Raw genomic sequence first — 15,895 nt, forward strand, 5'->3', positions numbered from 1 at the left:
CTACCCTCTGGGGTGAAAGCGCTGGTGGATTGATTTTAATCTGTCCGTATCAATGTGGGTGTATATCTGGGTGGTGGTAATATCTGCATGACCAAGCATCATTTGCACTGAGCGAAGGTCTGCTCCACCGCTCAGGAGGTGAGTTGCAAAGGAATGGCGAAGCATGTGCGGGCTTATATCTTGTTTTATACCCCTAGCCCTGGCCGTTTCCTTAAGAATTTGCCAGAATCTGTTTCTTGTCATTGCTCTGCCGCGATTGGAGAGGAAGAGCATCGTATTGGTGCGATTTTTCACCATGGCTGGCCGCGCACGTTCCATATATTCTCGAATACAGGCCGCTGTTTTTGCATCAAAAGGGACTAGCCTTTCTTTGTTGCCCTTGCCAAGTATGCGTAGATGGCAGGTGGCCAGATTGCATCCTTTTAAGGGGATGGAAACCAGTTCCGTCACCCTGACCCCTGTTGCATAGAGCAGGTGGATCATGGTCCAGTTGCGGATATTGATCGGAGTCGGCAGAAGTGGCCGGGTGAGCAGCAGATCAATCTCCTCTAGGTGCAGAGCTTTGGGTAGGTTACGTCCGATTTTCGGTGAATCAAGCTCAAGAAGAGGATTGGTGGTAATAATTCCCTGTACCACTAGATAGGCAAAGAAAGCACGCAGCGCTGCAAGTCGCCTCGCACTGGAACGTGCACTGTGTTTTTTGTTATGGCAATGTGCAAAGAAAAGCTGAATATGCTTTTTGTCTACCGCAGCACAGCTTGTAACATGTTGTTCGGCAATAACAGATATAAACAACTGGAGATCGGAGCGGTAGGCCTCAATTGTATTATGGGCTAACCTTCGCTGAACAGTAAGATGCTGTAGGAAAAGTTCGAGCTGGGCGGGTAGATCTATTGTTTTGTGATGAATGGCGTGTTTTTCAACAAAAATGTCCTGGCTTTTGACCAGGACATTTTTGTTTAACCTCGATTTTTCATCCGGTTAAACTTACGAAGTTTTCGTAGTGCTTCGGCAGCTTTGCGGCGTTTTTTGACGCTGGGTTTTTCATAAAATTCACGTCGCTTCAGCTCTCGCTTGATACCGTCAATTTGCAGTTTTTTCTTCAATTGCCGAATTGCGTATTCAAGGTCACCTTTGACTTCTACTTCGATCATGATTGAATCACATCCTTGTTAGAGTGCTATTTATTATTAGGGGTTGAAAAAGTATTCAAGAGAGAGAATCTACTTAAAATGAATACACGTGTCAATAAAATTGCACCAAAGTTCGGTGACTTTTGCATAATGACTGCTCTTTTTTTGCAGAGGAATTCGGGACTATGGTTCGTTGTGCTGCATAAAGAGCAGAACTGTAAAGATAATTGAGTGATAATGCATTTTTTGTCCAAAGTGGTAGAATGCAGGAATTATATAACAGCAAGGAGGTGATTATGGCAAAAATTCGATTGGCGCTTATAGCCGGTGGCAAGTCAGATGAGCGTGAAGTTTCATTAAACGGTGCTGCAGGGGTTGAAAAAGAGCTGGATGGTAACAAGTATGATGTGATTCGCTATGACCCCGCAACTGATTTGGAAACCATCGCCCATAATGCTGAAAATATCGATGTCGCATTTGTGCTGCTCCATGGTTTGTTTGGCGAGGACGGCACTATTCAAGGATTTTTAGACCTGCTTGACATACCTTATCAGGGTTCAGGGGTTCTAGGCAGTGCTCTGGCAATGAATAAGAACCTGGCGAAAATTTTATATAGGCTCAATGGATTACCTGTTGCGCCGTGGGTAATGGCCGAGAGGGAGGACCGGGAAGTTCCGCAAAGAATTAACGAGCAACTGAATTTACCCTATGTTGTAAAACCGGTAAAACAGGGATCCTCCATCGGCATGACTATAGTCCGGGAAAAAGAAGCCCTTTCAGCAGCCCTGGACCTGGCCTTCAAGCATGATGATGAAGTTATGGTTGAGGAGTATATAGAGGGCAGGGAAATTACTGTTGGCGTGATCGGTAATGACGAGCTGATAGCATTGCCTCTTGTGGAAATTATTCCGGATAGCCGGTTTGAATTTTTTGATTATGAGGCCAAATATGTGGCTGGAGCAAGTCAAGAAATATGTCCGGCAGAGGTGAGTGAAGAAATACGTGATACAGCGCAGGCATATGCTATTACAGCCCACCGCACCTTACAACTGCGTGGTTACAGTCGCACTGATATGATTGTCAACCAAGATGGCATTTTTGTGCTCGAAACCAACACTATTCCAGGGATGACCCCAACCAGCCTCTTACCGCAGGCCGCAGCCGAGGCTGGGTTGCCGTTTCCTCAGCTTTTAGACAAATTGATTGAGCTTGCCATGGAAGGACGGCGGTAAAGAAAGCACCGTCCCTCCATCGCTGCAGGATTGACTGTTGGCCGTTATGAAAGAAAACGGTTTTCGAAATAGGGCGTGAGCACTTCGGGGATGGCTACAGAGCCATCCTCTTGCTGGTAGTTTTCCAGGATTGCGAGCAGGGTTCGCCCAACAGCAAGGCCGGATCCGTTCAAGGTGTGGACCAGGCTGCTTTTTTTCTTGCCATCAGGCCGATACCGGATCCCGGCCCGCCTTGCCTGGAAGTCGAGGAAATTAGAGCAGGAAGAGATCTCGCGATAAGCGTTCTGTCCTGGCAGCCACACTTCGATATCATAGGTCTTGGTGGCGGAAAAGCCGAGATCGCCGGTACAGAGATTGACCACTCGGTACGGTAACTGCAGCAATTGGAGTACTGTTTCAGCTTCTTCAAGGAGACGTTCGTGCTCTTGCTCCGATTGTTCCGGAGTTGTAAATTTAACGAGTTCTACCTTTTCAAACTGATGTTGGCGGATAAGTCCGCGTGTATCCTTGCCGTATGAGCCTGCTTCTGACCGAAAACAGGGGGTATAGGCTGTATAGTACAGTGGGAGTTGGTCTTCACGCAGGGTCTCGCCTGCGTGGATATTCGTAACAGGAACCTCAGCTGTGGGAATAAGCCACAGGTCCCAATCTTCAATTTTAAACAAATCTGCTTTGAATTTAGGCAGCTGGCCTGTCCCCGTCATGGTGGCTGAATTGACCATAAATGGGGGCAGTACTTCAGTGTAGCCATGTTTTTGGGTATGTAGATCAAGGAAAAAATTCACCAGAGCACGGGAAAGGCGTGAACCGAAACCTTTGAGTAGTGAGAACCGGGCCCCGGCTAATTTCGCTGAGGTCTCAAAGTCGAGGATGCCGAGGTCTTCTCCAATCTCCCAGTGTGGTTTAGGGGTAAAAGAAAAAGACGGTATCTTTCCCCATTTTTTGATTTCAACATTATCGCTGTCATCGTTTCCCTGGGGGACAGTATCGTCACATAAGTTGGGAATGGAGAGGACTATATCACTTAATTGCGTCTCGATCTCAGCCAGATCGCTATCAATTGATTTGACCTGATCACCAACTTCCCGCATTTCCCGGATAAGTGGCTCGGCCTTTTCATGTTCTCCTGCCTGTTTCAGAGGGGCGATTTCCTTGGAAACAGTGTTGCGTCTATTTTTCAAGGTTTCCACTTGACCGAGGAGCGAAAGTCGTTGGTTGTCTAGCTCCGAAAAATGTTCGAAGAGAGATGGATCAATCCCCCGAAGGATACTTTTTTCGCGGACAAGCTGCAGGTTCTCTCTGATAAACCGTAATTCTAGCATGGGAATACACTGTGCAGGAGTTAATGAAGGAGTAACAATTTAAAAAAACAACCTCTTTTATTATCATGGCTTTTCTGTAAACGCAACGGCAATAAGGTCTGATTCCGCTAAAGCCGGATGACTTATTTTTGAAGTTGCTTTTTGTGTAGCCGAGCCGGACAATTGAGCATTTCCATAAAAAGGGAAAGACAGAGGCTGGGCTGGCAACGGCAAAACTTTTTGCAGCGCTACATTAGATTGCTATAATGGTTTTGGTCTGCTAGTTTCTGAAGTTATTTTTGGACGGGATCGTCGATCTATTGGTCTTCGATAGCGTGGTGTTTTGTATAACACGCAACGCACCATCTACTTGTCGTTACAGTATAAAAACTTTTTCTGCAGAGCTTGAGCTAACCGGAGTCTTCGCTACCTGTATACCTTTATTTGAACTAAATCGTCTTTGAGCGTATGGTAGGCTCGTTGTGAGGCTGTCTTTTTTCAACCACTTTTGTCGCACCCTGTCTTGGGAATTGTATATTGTGAAAGTTAGTAAGAACCTTATTGTTTTTCTCTCGGAATTGAGAAAGTCGATCAAGCTGTCGGCCGTAAGTCTGCTGGTCATGACCGGCTGCATTTTTGCGCTTTCCAGCGGATTGATCTCTTTGTTTCAGCAGCATCTGGATGAACAGCTCTATTTTTTTTCAGTAGCCGGACCTTTTCTTGCGCATGTTAAGGTCTCTTTTTTTGGGGCGATCTATGTCTTGATGCCTTTGTTGACCTATGTTTTATGGAAGGCCATGGGGAAGCCTTTCAACGTTACCGGCAGACGTCTTTTTTGGTTTGTGGCAGCTACCTGTAGTCTTTTCTACGCAGGAACCATTTTTTGTTTTTTTGTCACCTTGCCCTATGGAGTCCAATTTTTGTTGAGTTTTCAGTCTGAGGATATGCGGGCAGTTATCTCCATCGGTCGATTTGTCAATTTTATCACATTGTTTATTCTAGCGTTTGGGGTTATTTTTGAGCTGCCGGTATTTATGATTTTTAGTGCTCAGGTTGGTGTCTTTACCCGTCGGGCATTTGAGAAAAACAGGCGATTTGCAGTACTCGGTATTGCCATTCTTTCCGCGCTGCTCACCCCTACGCCAGATATAGTAAACATGGCACTGATGGGAGGACCGCTATACTTGCTGTACGAAGCCGGTATCCTGTTGATACGGATTTTCAGGCTGGAAAAAGCGCAAGCCAGTGTACCTGTTCCAGCGGAAGATGCACAGGAACCAAGGGAAAACGAAAAACAAGAGCGCCCCTGACGGGTTAATCGAATTCAAGAACGTGTATACCTTGCTGTATAAGCAAGGCTGCTGTCACGCCGGCATTGCCATTGATAGCACAGGAGGGGCTGCGTGATTTTAGGTAGCAGGTCGTTATTTTCTGGGATTGGGCAATGGAGAGAACCAGCTCTGCCCCTTGAATAAAGTTTGAGGTGACATCGTTATTATTACAATCCAGAACGTGTGCCTTGCCCTTAAGAACATCAAATCCATTGCCACCAATAATTGAAGCGGCTGGTCGAGGTGTTGGTAATCCTCCCAATTGCTCCGGGCAGACCGGTATCCAGAGAGTTTTTTGCAGGCAATGCATGCAGGAATGGTTTTTTTTACTTTTTCCGTCGTATCGTGTCGAGAGCCCTGTAAGGCAGGCACTGACCAGGCATTTTTCAACGTAATCGTTCATGGTACCATTTTCAGGGGTGTTGGTAGGGGATGTTAAAGTATGGCAGAGCGTAGAGATCTTCGGCAGGTACAGCGTAATAGGAAGATATTGTGGCGTATTGGTTTGCTGGTTGCCGCATGTGGTCTGCTTTTGCTTATTTTTATGCCGGGAAGAGGGCTGCTGCACTACTATAAGCTGCAACGAAATGTACAAACATTAACCCAGGACAATATTCGTTTGCAAGAGGCCAATAATGCTCTTACAGAAGAAATACATCGTTTGAAAACCGACGATGCCTGTATCGAGAATTTGGCCAGGAAAAAACATGGTATGTTGAAAAAAAACGAGGAAGTTTACGATTTCAATCGATATAATAAGAAGAAATAGCTTCTTTTTTTCAACTTCTGTTTGTCTCGCCTGCTGCAGTTAAAGGGTGCAGCCTTCGCTGCACACACCCTATTTGTTGTATAGGCCACCCGGGCCTATATCTCTTACGCTCAGGAAAAACCGGATGTGGAAGAACATCCAGGTGAAGCTGAACCCAGAGAGGACGGTGCCGAAGAGCCTATGCGAACACTGGAAGCAGACATCTTTTTTACTACATCCGTACTCTGACACTGAGGGCATTTGACATTTTCAGTCTGCTGCGACTGGGTCGTTAATACTTCAAACTGGTGCTTGCAGTCCTTGCATTCATATTCATAAATAGGCATTTGTTACCTCTGCTGGAAATATATAGGTCATTGTTTGAATCTATGCGATCCGTTTACGTAGTGAGTCTGCATTAACAGCAATCGGATGTAGCTGTTCGGCGTGACAAACTACCGTTAATGGAAAACCTGTTTAAGGTGAACAGTAAACACAGGAGTAAATTTTGTCAGCCAAAAATAAAACAGCGGGAGAAAAGGCTCATTCTTCAAAGCCGCAACCGGATGCTTGCCGTCTCGTCAGGATGGGCAATGATCTGCGTCGACTACTCCTGTTTCACCAACAGGTAGGGATTGGGTCATATCCTATGGTAGAAGGGCTTGAAAACATCACGCTGCGAACTCGTCGCTCCCGTCCTTCTTCGCCTCCGCTTCCTTTACCCGCACGTAAGAAAGTAAAGAAGCCCGTCACTGCTCAAAAGGTGTCTGGATCGTCATCAAGCGGCACGAACGTAAAAGCTGTCAAAGAGATTTTTCAGAACATTGCTGATTGTGTTCAATGCTCCTTGAGTGAAGGTGTACCCCTGGGGCTGCCTGCAAGGCTTCCCCACAAGGTGAGCCTCATGATTATCGGTGATTACTGCCTTGATACAAGCAAAGAGCAAGCAGCGTGTTTCTTTGGCATGGCAGAAGATAAGATGCTTGCCAAAATGATAAGTGCCCTGGGGCTTAAACAGGAAGACGTCTATATTACAAACTGCATCAAATGCTGCTGCAGCGACGGTATTATCCCCGGCGACGAGCAACTGCAAAAGTGCCGGCCGTATCTTGCACGTGAAATTGCGGCGGTGAAACCAGCTGTTATCTGTGCCATGGGCGACTTAAGCGCTAAAGCTGTTCTTGATACAACCGAACCCGTGGTTCGCTTGCGTGGGACGTTTCGCCGATATCGTTACTACGAAGAACATCCAGTGGAGGTGATGGTCACCTTTCATCCCCGTTTTCTTCTTGCCCATGAAGAGATGAAACGCGCAACCTGGAATGATCTCCAGCAGATTCAAAAACGGTTTTTGATGAGCAAAGTGAACACCTCGACTCCTGGGCAATAGGTTAATCTGTGTCAACCGTCAATCTTTTTGCTTCATTGCCACAAGGCCACGTTTTCCCAGTTCTTTGAGAAAACTGGTTACTGAAATTTCTGATTCACGATTGTCGAGTTGATGCCGGCGTTGGAAATTTGTCGCTATGTCACGGACACTCCGTTGGCCGTCAATTAACTGCCACACAGAACTTCCCATTTGATCAAGCTGGATTTTTCTGCGGATATTACTTGTGTCTTTTCCTGTGACCCTTTTGACTAATGTATGGAAAAAGGGCTTCACTTCAACAGGGTAGGTAAGGAGCAACCCCTCCTGGTTTTCCTCTTCTTCGGTCCTTGGATTTTGCAGCGGTATGCATTCAAGAGCCTCTTTTCTGCTGAGTGGCTGTGGCATGTTATTTTGATTGGTTGGCATTGCTCAAAGGGTAAGGTCTGTAGTTGTCAATAATGTGCTGTGTCGTTTCCGGAGGGAGGGGTTTATGCCCTTCTATGAGTATGCCGAGAATGATATTCGTATCAATGTGATGGGAAAGGTGCAGGTCCCTGTACCTAGGTTTGCGCGCAAGAGTTGCCTGCACTTTTTGCCAGCCGCTGCTTCTGTACGACCATTGAGCTGTGTGGGGAGTGACGGTGGCAACAGGCTGTGCCTGACCAGCCAGATGTGCTCCAAAGTCAGTAAGTGTCTTTGAGCGCAGTAATTCAGCCGCGGGCTTGAAACGGAGTAAGACCAGTCGTCGGCGGTCAAGAGAAAAGACAATAGAGTATTTCCCAGGGTAAAATTCATGGTTTTCCAGGATAGCGCCGGAAGGCAGTAAAGCCTGGATATCAAAAACGGCCCACGGAACCAGTCCGTTATGAGTATCGTTTGTTAAGGTATGCAGGAGGCGGGTGAACGTGGGAAGTTCACTGTTTTGATAGCAAAGGAAGCGGAGAATAATAACTATGCGCGAAGATGCATGGTAGAGCAAAATGCCGTGATGGTGTGTGTTATTATCCCACTTAAAACCTGCAGGCTGATAGGGATTGAGATGCACTGTATAGGCGTCCGGCAATTCCCAGGGGGTAAGAGAAAGGTTTTTGTCTGCTTTGCTTAACTGTTTGAGGATCGAAGATGGCGAAAAACGCCCCTGAACAGGTTGCCACTTGATATCAAAGGCAGGCTTGTCGTTTTTTTCAAAAAAAAGATAGTTTTTGAATATGACAGTGGCATGCCAGTTTTCCGGTATGTCAAAAGACATACCGTTCCAGGCGATTTTTTTGTAATTATATAGTGTGCCAGGCATCGCAGGGGAGAAAAAGTGGCTATGGAAGAAACCTTTCCGGGTTCAAGAGGTGCCGATACATGACCTTCGTGGAATCCTGTAAGGATTAGCGGGGAATAAATGACTCCCAGTGCTCTTCTTCCGGGACGGGCGAGGCTGTTTCTCTAGTGTTGCACATTTTATTAAAGCATAAACGTTCGGCGTTAATCCGATCAGGCATTGAAAGTTTAACCATGCTCCCCAGTGTTTCATTAAGATTCTTTTTGTTATACTGCAAAGTCAGGGAGATGCTTTCACCTGCCTCATCTGTAAAAAACCATTTCCATGCCATGAGGATGCCAAAAGAATCACCTGTGTATTTTGATGGTTCTCCCAATTGTTGTTTGTATTTTTGAAGCAACTGCCGATAAAATGATTCACTGGTGTCAGCATATTTTAGTTTTATCCTGACTATCTTACCAGGGTGTTCGCACACGCCGTATTCGATGATACCCTTTCTGAACGCACCAACATTTTCCACCACGACCTGTTTGAGAAAATTTCTGTAACTGATGAATTCATAGTCATCTATCGACGTCCCCAGTTTAAAACCGCCAATTTCTTTTGGTGCTTTTATTGCAGAGTGTCCTTCCATTGGGGGAAGAAAAAAAAAGAGTGAGAGGAGGACGGAGTAAAAGAATACTTTCATGCCTTGTTCCGTGTAGTCGATGTTTTTACTTTTTGAGTTTACTGTCGCTGTCGTGCCAAACATGAGGGCTCGTTTTTTCGATCAGTCTTCTTGTTTGGTCAGTGGATCTTGCTATGCGCAAAGTAATGATTTTTTCAATCGCTTTACTGTACATATCCGGATATCGCTCCATCACCTTTTGAAAAGCTTCTCTTGTGATGCTGAGCAGGATCACATCGGTTTCAGCCCATGCCGAAAAGAACGAGTCAATACTTGTCAGCAACGAAAGTTCTCCAAAATAATTCAACCCGTCATCTTCAAGTTGTTGGAGCTTATAATTGATGCCGTTGTATTCCTCGTAAATGGATACCTGCCCTTTGATAATCAAATACATCTGCTGACAGAGTTTGCCCTGCTGTATGATTAGTGTGCCCTTTTTAAACTCATGCTTTTTACTAAGATACGCATAGAGTTTAAGTATATCAAGCGGGGTATCACGAAACAATGAGAGTTTTTGGAGGAGAGCCAGTGCTTCCTGGATCTGACAATTTCCGTTTTCGCAGTTGTCGCTAGTGTGCTTGGGTAAGTTCATAAAATGCGCCATGTTTTGCCATGAGTTCTTCATAGGTTCCCTGCTCGATCAGCGATCCCCCTTTTAATACGAATATTCTATCGTATCCCGGAGTCAGGTCCAAGCGGTGGATGACAGCTATGATTGTTTTTTTGCCCCGATATTTTTTTTCAAGAAGGTGCTGGATTTGAGCCTGGGAGGTATTGTCCAGGCTTGCTGTTGCTTCGTCCATGATCAGGATAGTTGACTCTTTAAGAAGGGATCTGGCTATGGCAAGCTTTTGCTTTTGTCCCCCGGATAGACGATCACCCTGGCTACCTACCTCAAAGTCAAGACCAATGTCCAGAATTTCATCAATGAGTCCTTCACGAGCAAAAGCTTTGATTGCCAGTTCCAGGAGATCTTGGTGGTCTCGAAGTTGCTGCTTGGAAGCGCCAAAAAGAATATTGTCTCGTAGCGAATGACTATACAGGTATTCCGATGGGCAGTAAGGGATGAAATCTCGTTGTTGCTCATACGCAGGGAGTGCAACTATGGCTCCATCCTGCTGAAGGAGTTGAGTGGAACGGCTACAGGCTTCCATGTCGAGCTGAATAGTGTTTTTGAGAAAATCATGTCGCGCGGCGAGGATCTGATCTTTTAAACTATCACTCATGGTTGTGATTTTATGTTTTGCCGGGATAAAGCGTAATGCCAGATGAAGCAAACGGTCCATAGCACTTTTTTTGTGCGGCATATGCCCCTTGGAGGATTTAAGTAAAGCAATGAATTCTTCCAGCTCATGGGGCTCCATTGGGCTGCCTTGAAAGAAAAAATCATCATCTCCGAGGTTTCGCAGGATATCGACAGTGGTCTGAGCAATGGTCAAGCCAAGTTTGAGGAGGGGTTCTTCAAGCTTGTTTTTAAGGAGAAACGTACGAAAGGTTTTACTGTAGGGTAGGTTGTCGAGTGCATACGTTTCGGTGAGACTTTCGCCAAACAGGAGGTTGCTTTTGAGGCTGGCATACGACATGAATGCATTAATATCATAGGGTTCGACAACCTTGGAGAAGGGTTCGCGCAGCTCAGAGTTAATAATTTGCCGCATTCTTAAAAGAGAGGCTTTTATAGGTTTTACGCGCTCTTCAGGTATAACGGTATTAAAGCCGAACCGGAGGATATCTTCTGTTAAGCCAACGTCTTGAATGATTTGTAAAATATCCTTTCGTTCTGGAAGTTGCTGTTCCTGCTCACCTGTAGCTTGTACTGCATAAAGAAGATTTTCCCGAATGGTTCCGGTGAAAATAAAAGGACGTTGAGCGATCATGGTTATGTTGCGGTTTATATCGGATTTACTCATTGCCGCGATGTCCATGTCATCAAGTAAAATGAGCCCATGGTTAATATTGTATAACTGCGCGATTAACAGGGCAAGAGTGGATTTGCCGGATCCTGAAAAACCAACCAGAGCAACCTGTTCATTTGGTTGGATGCTCATGGTGATGTTATCAAGGAGCTTGAGACCGCTACCCACTGAAAAACCAGCGTTTTTTAGTTCAATCTTTCCCCGCAACTGGTGGGGCGGACGTTTGTCTGGAAGAAGTGGATGTTCGATTTTTTGGTCGAATATGGTCATGATCTGGTTATAACGCACCTTGGCATCTTGAAATGATTGATAATATTCAAGCATTTCTTTCCAGGGATCATAGACTTTTTCATAGGCTGAGAGAAAGGCGACCAGGGCGCCAAGGGTGAACTCACCATGGATGGCCAGGTAGCCGCCAACGAGAAACAGAATAAAAGGACCAATGGATTGAAAAAGATTGTTGGCGAATTTGATTCCGTATTTTATGACAAATAATCGCTTGAGCTGATCGTAAAGAATATGGATATAAGTCGATAACCTCTTTTCTTCAATCGTGTAACTGCCGTTGGCGTGAATTTCCTGGAGTCCGCTGATCGCTTCGTTCACGACGTTGGACATGGACCTGGTCGTAGCGATACGCTTCTTATTATAGTGGTTGTAGCGTTTTTGTAAAAGAGGGATAACAATCAATTCAAACGGGTAAACCGTCACCGAGAGCATGGCAAGCAGTGGGCTGAGGTGAAACATGAAGCCGAGAAAGACCAGTAAGCTGAGTATGCTGGTCAAGGGAATAGTGATGGCACCACCAAGGAAGAAACCGATGGCATTAAGCTCTGCTGTCATGGCAGAGATAACGGTTCCCGGCTGCATTTTTCTGTAAAATTGAAGGGGAAGTTGCAATACATGGTGGTAGAGTTCTGTCCGCAGTTCCACCAGGATTTTTTGGCCGATAATGGTTTGCAGCACATTGATCGCGTACTTGGTCAGCCCGGCCAGTAAGATTGCTCCCATGTAGAGTCCACAGTAGAGAAAGAGCAATTCTATATTTTTAAGATAAATGGCCTCGTTGATGATCCGTTTCTGCATTTCCAAGGGAAAGACTCGGAAAAAAAGACTAGCCACGATGATGACGAGCAGAAGAAGCTGCCATCCGTGATGTCGACGAAGGATCCAGTAAAAAAGAGGGCGCTTGGTGAGCCTTGGTTGGTCAGAAGAAAAGACTGATGACATGCAAGTCCTGTGAACCGTAGAAATTACTGATAATAAAGTGTATCAAAACTTTAAATCTTCAATGATCATTCCAGTAAATGGCAGGTATTGCAAGACGATTCTGCAGCTATCACATTGGTGTGGCTGTTTGTTTTTATTTATGAAGCCCGGAGAGTGGTGCCGGTATTACGGGCTTAATCGTTGTCTTATCCTATGGTTCCATTTTTTTACGCTGGATAGATCTGCTGTAACATGCTACAAACAAAATCATTTTTTTCTTATCCCATTTTATTACAAAGGAGCGCTGTATGGGAGTTCATGAAATCACCCATCCATTGGTACGTCATAAGCTCGGTCATCTTCGTGAAAAAGATATTTCAACTAAAGATTTTAGAGAGTTAGCCTCTGAAATAGGCATGTTGCTTACCTATGAGGCCACCAAGCAACTTCCTGCGGAAAAGATCACCATCGATTGCTGGTCCGGTCCTGTAGAAGTTGACAGGATAAAAGGAAAGAAAATTACCATCGTGCCGATCCTCAGAGCGGGACTGGGCATGATGGACGGTGTGTTGAAAGCTGTCCCAAATGCCAAGGTATCGGTTGTCGGGTTGTATCGTGATGAAGAAACACTGCAGCCTGTTGCCTACTTTGAAAAATTGGTGGCGGACATCGAACAGCGGGAGGCAATGATTCTTGACCCCATGCTTGCCACCGGTGGCACTCTCATCGCCACTATAGATATGCTGAAGAAGGCAGGTTGTAAGGACATAATTGGTATATTCTTGGTCGCAGCTCCCGAGGGAATTGCCAAGTTGGAGGCAGCACATCCTGATGTGGATGTCTATGTAGCCGGTATTGATGAGAAACTAGATGAAAATGGGTACATCATCCCCGGCCTTGGGGATGCAGGCGACAAACTGTTTGGTACGAAATAAGCTTTTCAATTCAAGTGGGTCGATTGATTAGGCTGGGCATGAAGAGAAGAGTAATGTGGAGAAGAGGAAAAGCATGATCGAAGAAAAAAAGACCATGGGACTTGGTAAACAGATTATTGTCGGCACCCAAATGCTGTTTGTAGCATTCGGGGCGCTGGTTCTTGTGCCGATTCTCACCGGATTAAATTCAAATGTCGCTCTGTTTACAGCCGGGGCGGGAACGCTGATTTTTCAGATCGTCACCAAACGAAAGGTGCCCATATTTTTGGCATCGTCTTTTGCCTTTATTGCCCCTATAATTTACGGAGTCCAGACGTGGGGCATTGCAGGAACGATGAGTGGGCTGCTGGCTGCAGGGTTTGTTTATATTTTATTGGCTGTGTTGATTCGCTTTCGTGGCAGAGCCATAGTGAAAAAAGTACTCCCTCCGGTGGTAGTTGGTCCGGTTATTATGGTGATTGGGTTGAATCTAGCTCCGGTCGCTGTATTTATGGCACTGGGGAAGACGGGTGATGGTTCTGCAGTACTTTTTCCTCAGAATCAGGCGCTTACCGTGGCCATGATTTCTTTGCTGGTCACAGTACTTGCCGTACTTTCAGGCAAAGGTATGATTCGACTTGTTTCTATTTTGCTTGGTATTACAGCTGGATATATTGTGGCGATAGTTTTAGGAATGGTCAATTTTTCCCCTGTGCTGGAAGCACCGTTTCTGGCAGTACCCGCCTTTGTCTTTCCTCAATTAAACTGGCAGGCAATTTTTTTCATCGTACCCGTAGCCATTGCCCCGGCTATAGAACATATAGGCGATATGCTTGCCATAAGCAGTGTTACGGGTAAGAATTATCTCGAAGATCCGGGGTTGCACCGCACCCTCATGGGCGATGGAATTGCAACCTCTCTTGCATCTATGCTGGGAGGTCCCCCTAATACTACTTATTCTGAGGTCACGGGTGCGGTAACGTTGACGCGTGCTTTTAATCCGGCCATTATGACCTGGGCTGCCTGTATGGCGATACTGCTTTCCTTTTCAGGAACCTTAGGCGCTATGTTGGGAACTATCCCCACTCCGGTAATGGGAGGCATTATGACGCTTTTGTTTGGTACCATTGCTGCAATTGGTATGAATACCCTGGTACGCGAGGGGACTGATCTTGCCCTGCCGCGTAACCTTGTTATTGTCAGTCTCATTCTTGTCTTTGGTATCGGCGACATGGCATTGGGGTATAAGGGCTTCATGGTGCAGGGAATCGGCCTGTCGGCAATTGTCGGCGTATTGTTACACCTGATACTCCCTGGTAAAGAGGATTCTGTTCGCAAATCTGCTTAAGCTCGACATGGTTGAGTCCCTTTGTGGGACTCAACCTTTTCTTTTCCGATGTAAAAGAAAGAATTTCAATTAATTGATTCTACATAGAAAACGCCACTGTTCTCCGGTGGATGTGAAGAGCGCCTCTCACTTTCGTCTTCCCGACGTGTTCTTTCTTCCTTAAATAATTCCATTTAGCTTTTCGCGAGCGATTGTTCTAAAATCGGTAGAGTACAGAAGCCGCCATGGTTTCATGCTTGTGCAGTGTCTGGCATGTTTGATAGCAGCAAGGATGTTGGTCAACGCGGTTTCGGTTACCAGTGACGGATAGAAATAAAATCTCGCCTGGATTGCTCATCCGTTCCAGGGATAACAATTGCGGGACAACGGCATTGTTTCTCTTCTGAAAAGAGAATAGTGTATCGATTTGAAGGTCATTAAGGCCTTGCTGAAACGATCGCCAGTTTAAACAATCCAGAGTAACAATTTTTGCCGCGCATTTCATGGCGCTGAGCGCAGGGTAATTGGGGTGCGGCAAAAGTGGGAGGGGGAGGCTCCTCAGATAAGAATTCTTACTATGATCATTTTCGATTTACAGTGTATTTGCGGAGTCCAGTTTGAGGGATGGTTTAATAGTCGGGACGATTTTGACCGACAACATGCCGAGGGCAAAGTACTTTGTCCCGATTGCGGGAGTGAGAAGGTTCGTAAAATCCTGTCACCGGTATCCATTCACACCGGTTCTCAAGCAACAGAAGCTGTACCCTCTCATTTAGAGACAGGTGCATCCTCTGCATTGCAGTTTCTCCGTTCGTTTCAAGATTTCGTTGAAAAGAATTTTGAAGATGTTGGCGCAAAGCTTGCCGAAGAATCGCTGAAAATGCACTATGGTGTTGAAGAGCCGCGTAACATTAGAGGGGTGACAACTGCTGAGCAGGAAAAAATGCTGCGGGACGAGGGAATTGAACTGCTGAAGGTGCCGCTAAGGAAAAAAGAAACCGGCCCAAAACTCAACTAGCAGGCCGACCGGTTAAATTTCTGCTTTGAGTCGTCAGTTGTGGCATTTCTGTGTTGTAAAAATCCTTCTGGTGCCAAATATGATAACAGGCTAACAGGTTACGCCTTTGTCGAGCCGGTAAGGAAAAGCTCAAAGAGCTTCTCGAACACAGAGGGTATGGCCGATGCCTGGGCATTTGCAGAACCAGCATATGCTTTGGTAAGCTCAAATGCCCGTTCAAAGGCGTTTTCAAAGTCTGAGTCCTGTTGCGAATTGAGGATCGCTGTTAATTCTTTGGCGATACGTTCTTCCATGGTACTGGGTCAGTTGATAATATTTGGAATTATTGACAGTTAACTACTTCTTCTCTTTTTCGCCTGTTACAATAGAAGAGTTGCCGGCTTTGTCCAGTCTTTTTTGCTTTTTGCTGCGTGAATCGTCATCGATATAGCAAGAGAGCAACAAAGTTGCTTTGTCG

General features: G+C 45.7%; 17 protein-coding genes and 1 pseudogene. 7 read left to right on the forward strand and 11 right to left on the reverse strand.

All coding sequences use genetic code 11. The features are described from left to right. Positions 1-948 carry a site-specific tyrosine recombinase XerD gene (xerD, locus tag ACHZCY_RS14625; RefSeq protein ID WP_394713444.1) on the reverse strand — a complete coding sequence of 316 codons (948 nt, stop codon included), beginning with the start codon at positions 946-948 and terminating at the stop codon, positions 1-3. Positions 949-959: 11 nt separating this feature from the next. Then, the gene (gene rpsU, locus ACHZCY_RS14630; RefSeq protein WP_369125042.1) at positions 960-1,151 is read right to left on the reverse strand and encodes a 30S ribosomal protein S21; all 192 of its coding nucleotides are present in this window, start codon (positions 1,149-1,151) and stop codon (positions 960-962) included. Positions 1,152-1,429: 278 nt separating this feature from the next. Here rpsU and ACHZCY_RS14635 point away from each other — a divergent pair, with 278 nt between their 5' ends. Next, positions 1,430-2,365 (forward strand): D-alanine--D-alanine ligase family protein, encoded by a 936-nt coding sequence (locus ACHZCY_RS14635; protein ID WP_319549406.1) that lies wholly within the window; start codon positions 1,430-1,432, stop codon positions 2,363-2,365. A 44-nt stretch (positions 2,366-2,409) separates the two neighbouring features. Here the strand turns inward: ACHZCY_RS14635 and serS are convergent, their stop codons facing one another. Continuing rightward, positions 2,410-3,687, reverse strand: coding sequence for a serine--tRNA ligase (gene serS / locus ACHZCY_RS14640; RefSeq protein ID WP_205221446.1), 1,278 nt, complete (start codon positions 3,685-3,687; stop codon positions 2,410-2,412). Between the two features lie 518 nt (positions 3,688-4,205). Here serS and tatC point away from each other — a divergent pair. Next, positions 4,206-4,976, forward strand: coding sequence for a twin-arginine translocase subunit TatC (gene tatC, locus ACHZCY_RS14645; RefSeq protein ID WP_319549407.1), 771 nt, complete (start codon positions 4,206-4,208; stop codon positions 4,974-4,976). 4 nt (positions 4,977-4,980) lie between these two features. On the opposite strand, the gene ACHZCY_RS14650 is transcribed toward tatC, so the two are convergent. Continuing rightward, a complete protein-coding gene (locus tag ACHZCY_RS14650) occupies positions 4,981-5,400 on the reverse strand; it encodes a 2-thiouracil desulfurase family protein (protein WP_205221447.1) in 420 nt (139 codons plus the stop codon). A gap of 39 nt (positions 5,401-5,439) precedes the next feature. Between ACHZCY_RS14650 and ACHZCY_RS14655 the strand changes: the two genes are divergently transcribed. After that, positions 5,440-5,766 carry an FtsB family cell division protein gene (locus tag ACHZCY_RS14655; protein WP_319549408.1) on the forward strand — a complete coding sequence of 109 codons (327 nt, stop codon included), beginning with the start codon at positions 5,440-5,442 and terminating at the stop codon, positions 5,764-5,766. Positions 5,767-6,002: 236 nt separating this feature from the next. Here the strand turns inward: ACHZCY_RS14655 and ACHZCY_RS14660 are convergent. After that, positions 6,003-6,092 (reverse strand): annotated as a pseudogene (locus ACHZCY_RS14660) (FmdB family zinc ribbon protein); the annotation flags it as partial. A 161-nt stretch (positions 6,093-6,253) separates the two neighbouring features. Here ACHZCY_RS14660 and ACHZCY_RS14665 point away from each other — a divergent pair. Further along, complete coding sequence (locus ACHZCY_RS14665) at positions 6,254-7,135, forward strand: uracil-DNA glycosylase (protein ID WP_319549409.1); 882 nt, start codon at positions 6,254-6,256, stop codon at positions 7,133-7,135. 18 nt (positions 7,136-7,153) lie between these two features. On the opposite strand, the gene ACHZCY_RS14670 is transcribed toward ACHZCY_RS14665, so the two are convergent. From ACHZCY_RS14670 to ACHZCY_RS14690, 5 genes are all read right to left on the reverse strand, one after another. Continuing rightward, positions 7,154-7,519, reverse strand: a complete 366-nt coding sequence (locus ACHZCY_RS14670) for a PqqD family protein (protein WP_319549410.1) — start codon at positions 7,517-7,519, stop codon at positions 7,154-7,156. A gap of 1 nt (position 7,520) precedes the next feature. Further along, entirely contained in the window at positions 7,521-8,363 is an 843-nt protein-coding gene (locus ACHZCY_RS14675; protein ID WP_319549411.1) for a hypothetical protein, read from the reverse strand. 130 nt (positions 8,364-8,493) lie between these two features. Continuing rightward, entirely contained in the window at positions 8,494-9,075 is a 582-nt protein-coding gene (locus tag ACHZCY_RS14680; protein WP_205221453.1) for a hypothetical protein, read from the reverse strand. A gap of 25 nt (positions 9,076-9,100) precedes the next feature. Continuing rightward, the gene (locus tag ACHZCY_RS14685; protein ID WP_319549412.1) at positions 9,101-9,646 is read right to left on the reverse strand and encodes a Crp/Fnr family transcriptional regulator; all 546 of its coding nucleotides are present in this window, start codon (positions 9,644-9,646) and stop codon (positions 9,101-9,103) included. After that, a complete protein-coding gene (locus tag ACHZCY_RS14690) occupies positions 9,624-12,200 on the reverse strand; it encodes an ABC transporter ATP-binding protein/permease (protein WP_319549413.1) in 2,577 nt (858 codons plus the stop codon). The genes ACHZCY_RS14685 and ACHZCY_RS14690 overlap by 23 nt, the downstream gene beginning before the upstream one ends. A gap of 287 nt (positions 12,201-12,487) precedes the next feature. Here ACHZCY_RS14690 and upp point away from each other — a divergent pair, with 287 nt between their 5' ends. The 3 genes from upp (at position 12,488) to ACHZCY_RS14705 (ending at position 15,438) form a co-directional block, all read left to right on the forward strand. After that, the gene (gene upp, locus ACHZCY_RS14695; protein WP_319549414.1) at positions 12,488-13,114 is read left to right on the forward strand and encodes a uracil phosphoribosyltransferase; all 627 of its coding nucleotides are present in this window, start codon (positions 12,488-12,490) and stop codon (positions 13,112-13,114) included. A gap of 73 nt (positions 13,115-13,187) precedes the next feature. Beyond that, complete coding sequence (locus ACHZCY_RS14700; protein WP_205221457.1) at positions 13,188-14,441, forward strand: uracil-xanthine permease family protein; 1,254 nt, start codon at positions 13,188-13,190, stop codon at positions 14,439-14,441. A 556-nt stretch (positions 14,442-14,997) separates the two neighbouring features. Further along, positions 14,998-15,438, forward strand: coding sequence for a DUF1178 family protein (locus ACHZCY_RS14705; RefSeq protein WP_205221458.1), 441 nt, complete (start codon positions 14,998-15,000; stop codon positions 15,436-15,438). A 98-nt stretch (positions 15,439-15,536) separates the two neighbouring features. Here the strand turns inward: ACHZCY_RS14705 and ACHZCY_RS14710 are convergent, their stop codons facing one another. Next, the gene (locus tag ACHZCY_RS14710; protein ID WP_205221459.1) at positions 15,537-15,731 is read right to left on the reverse strand and encodes a hypothetical protein; all 195 of its coding nucleotides are present in this window, start codon (positions 15,729-15,731) and stop codon (positions 15,537-15,539) included. Positions 15,732-15,895 lie beyond the last annotated feature (164 nt).

It is taken from the genome of Desulfogranum marinum (genome assembly GCF_963675105.2).
GTDB classification, from domain to species: domain Bacteria; phylum Desulfobacterota; class Desulfobulbia; order Desulfobulbales; family Desulfobulbaceae; genus Desulfogranum; species Desulfogranum marinum.

What these genes read in the sequence shown, in the direction of transcription:
- ACHZCY_RS14635 (WP_319549406.1), top strand. Translation starts at nt 1,430, where the DNA reads ATGGCAAAAATTCGATTGGCGCTTATAGCCGGTGGCAAGTCAGATGAG.
- serS (WP_205221446.1), bottom strand. Translation starts at nt 3,687, where the DNA reads ATGCTAGAATTACGGTTTATCAGAGAGAACCTGCAGCTTGTCCGCGAA.
- ACHZCY_RS14650 (WP_205221447.1), bottom strand. Translation starts at nt 5,400, where the DNA reads ATGAACGATTACGTTGAAAAATGCCTGGTCAGTGCCTGCCTTACAGGG.
- ACHZCY_RS14655 (WP_319549408.1), top strand. Translation starts at nt 5,440, where the DNA reads ATGGCAGAGCGTAGAGATCTTCGGCAGGTACAGCGTAATAGGAAGATA.
- ACHZCY_RS14670 (WP_319549410.1), bottom strand. Translation starts at nt 7,519, where the DNA reads ATGCCACAGCCACTCAGCAGAAAAGAGGCTCTTGAATGCATACCGCTG.
- ACHZCY_RS14675 (WP_319549411.1), bottom strand. Translation starts at nt 8,363, where the DNA reads ATGTCTTTTGACATACCGGAAAACTGGCATGCCACTGTCATATTCAAA.
- ACHZCY_RS14680 (WP_205221453.1), bottom strand. Translation starts at nt 9,075, where the DNA reads ATGAAAGTATTCTTTTACTCCGTCCTCCTCTCACTCTTTTTTTTTCTT.
- ACHZCY_RS14685 (WP_319549412.1), bottom strand. Translation starts at nt 9,646, where the DNA reads ATGAACTTACCCAAGCACACTAGCGACAACTGCGAAAACGGAAATTGT.
- ACHZCY_RS14690 (WP_319549413.1), bottom strand. Translation starts at nt 12,200, where the DNA reads ATGTCATCAGTCTTTTCTTCTGACCAACCAAGGCTCACCAAGCGCCCT.
- upp (WP_319549414.1), top strand. Translation starts at nt 12,488, where the DNA reads ATGGGAGTTCATGAAATCACCCATCCATTGGTACGTCATAAGCTCGGT.
- ACHZCY_RS14700 (WP_205221457.1), top strand. Translation starts at nt 13,188, where the DNA reads ATGATCGAAGAAAAAAAGACCATGGGACTTGGTAAACAGATTATTGTC.
- ACHZCY_RS14705 (WP_205221458.1), top strand. Translation starts at nt 14,998, where the DNA reads ATGATCATTTTCGATTTACAGTGTATTTGCGGAGTCCAGTTTGAGGGA.
- ACHZCY_RS14710 (WP_205221459.1), bottom strand. Translation starts at nt 15,731, where the DNA reads ATGGAAGAACGTATCGCCAAAGAATTAACAGCGATCCTCAATTCGCAA.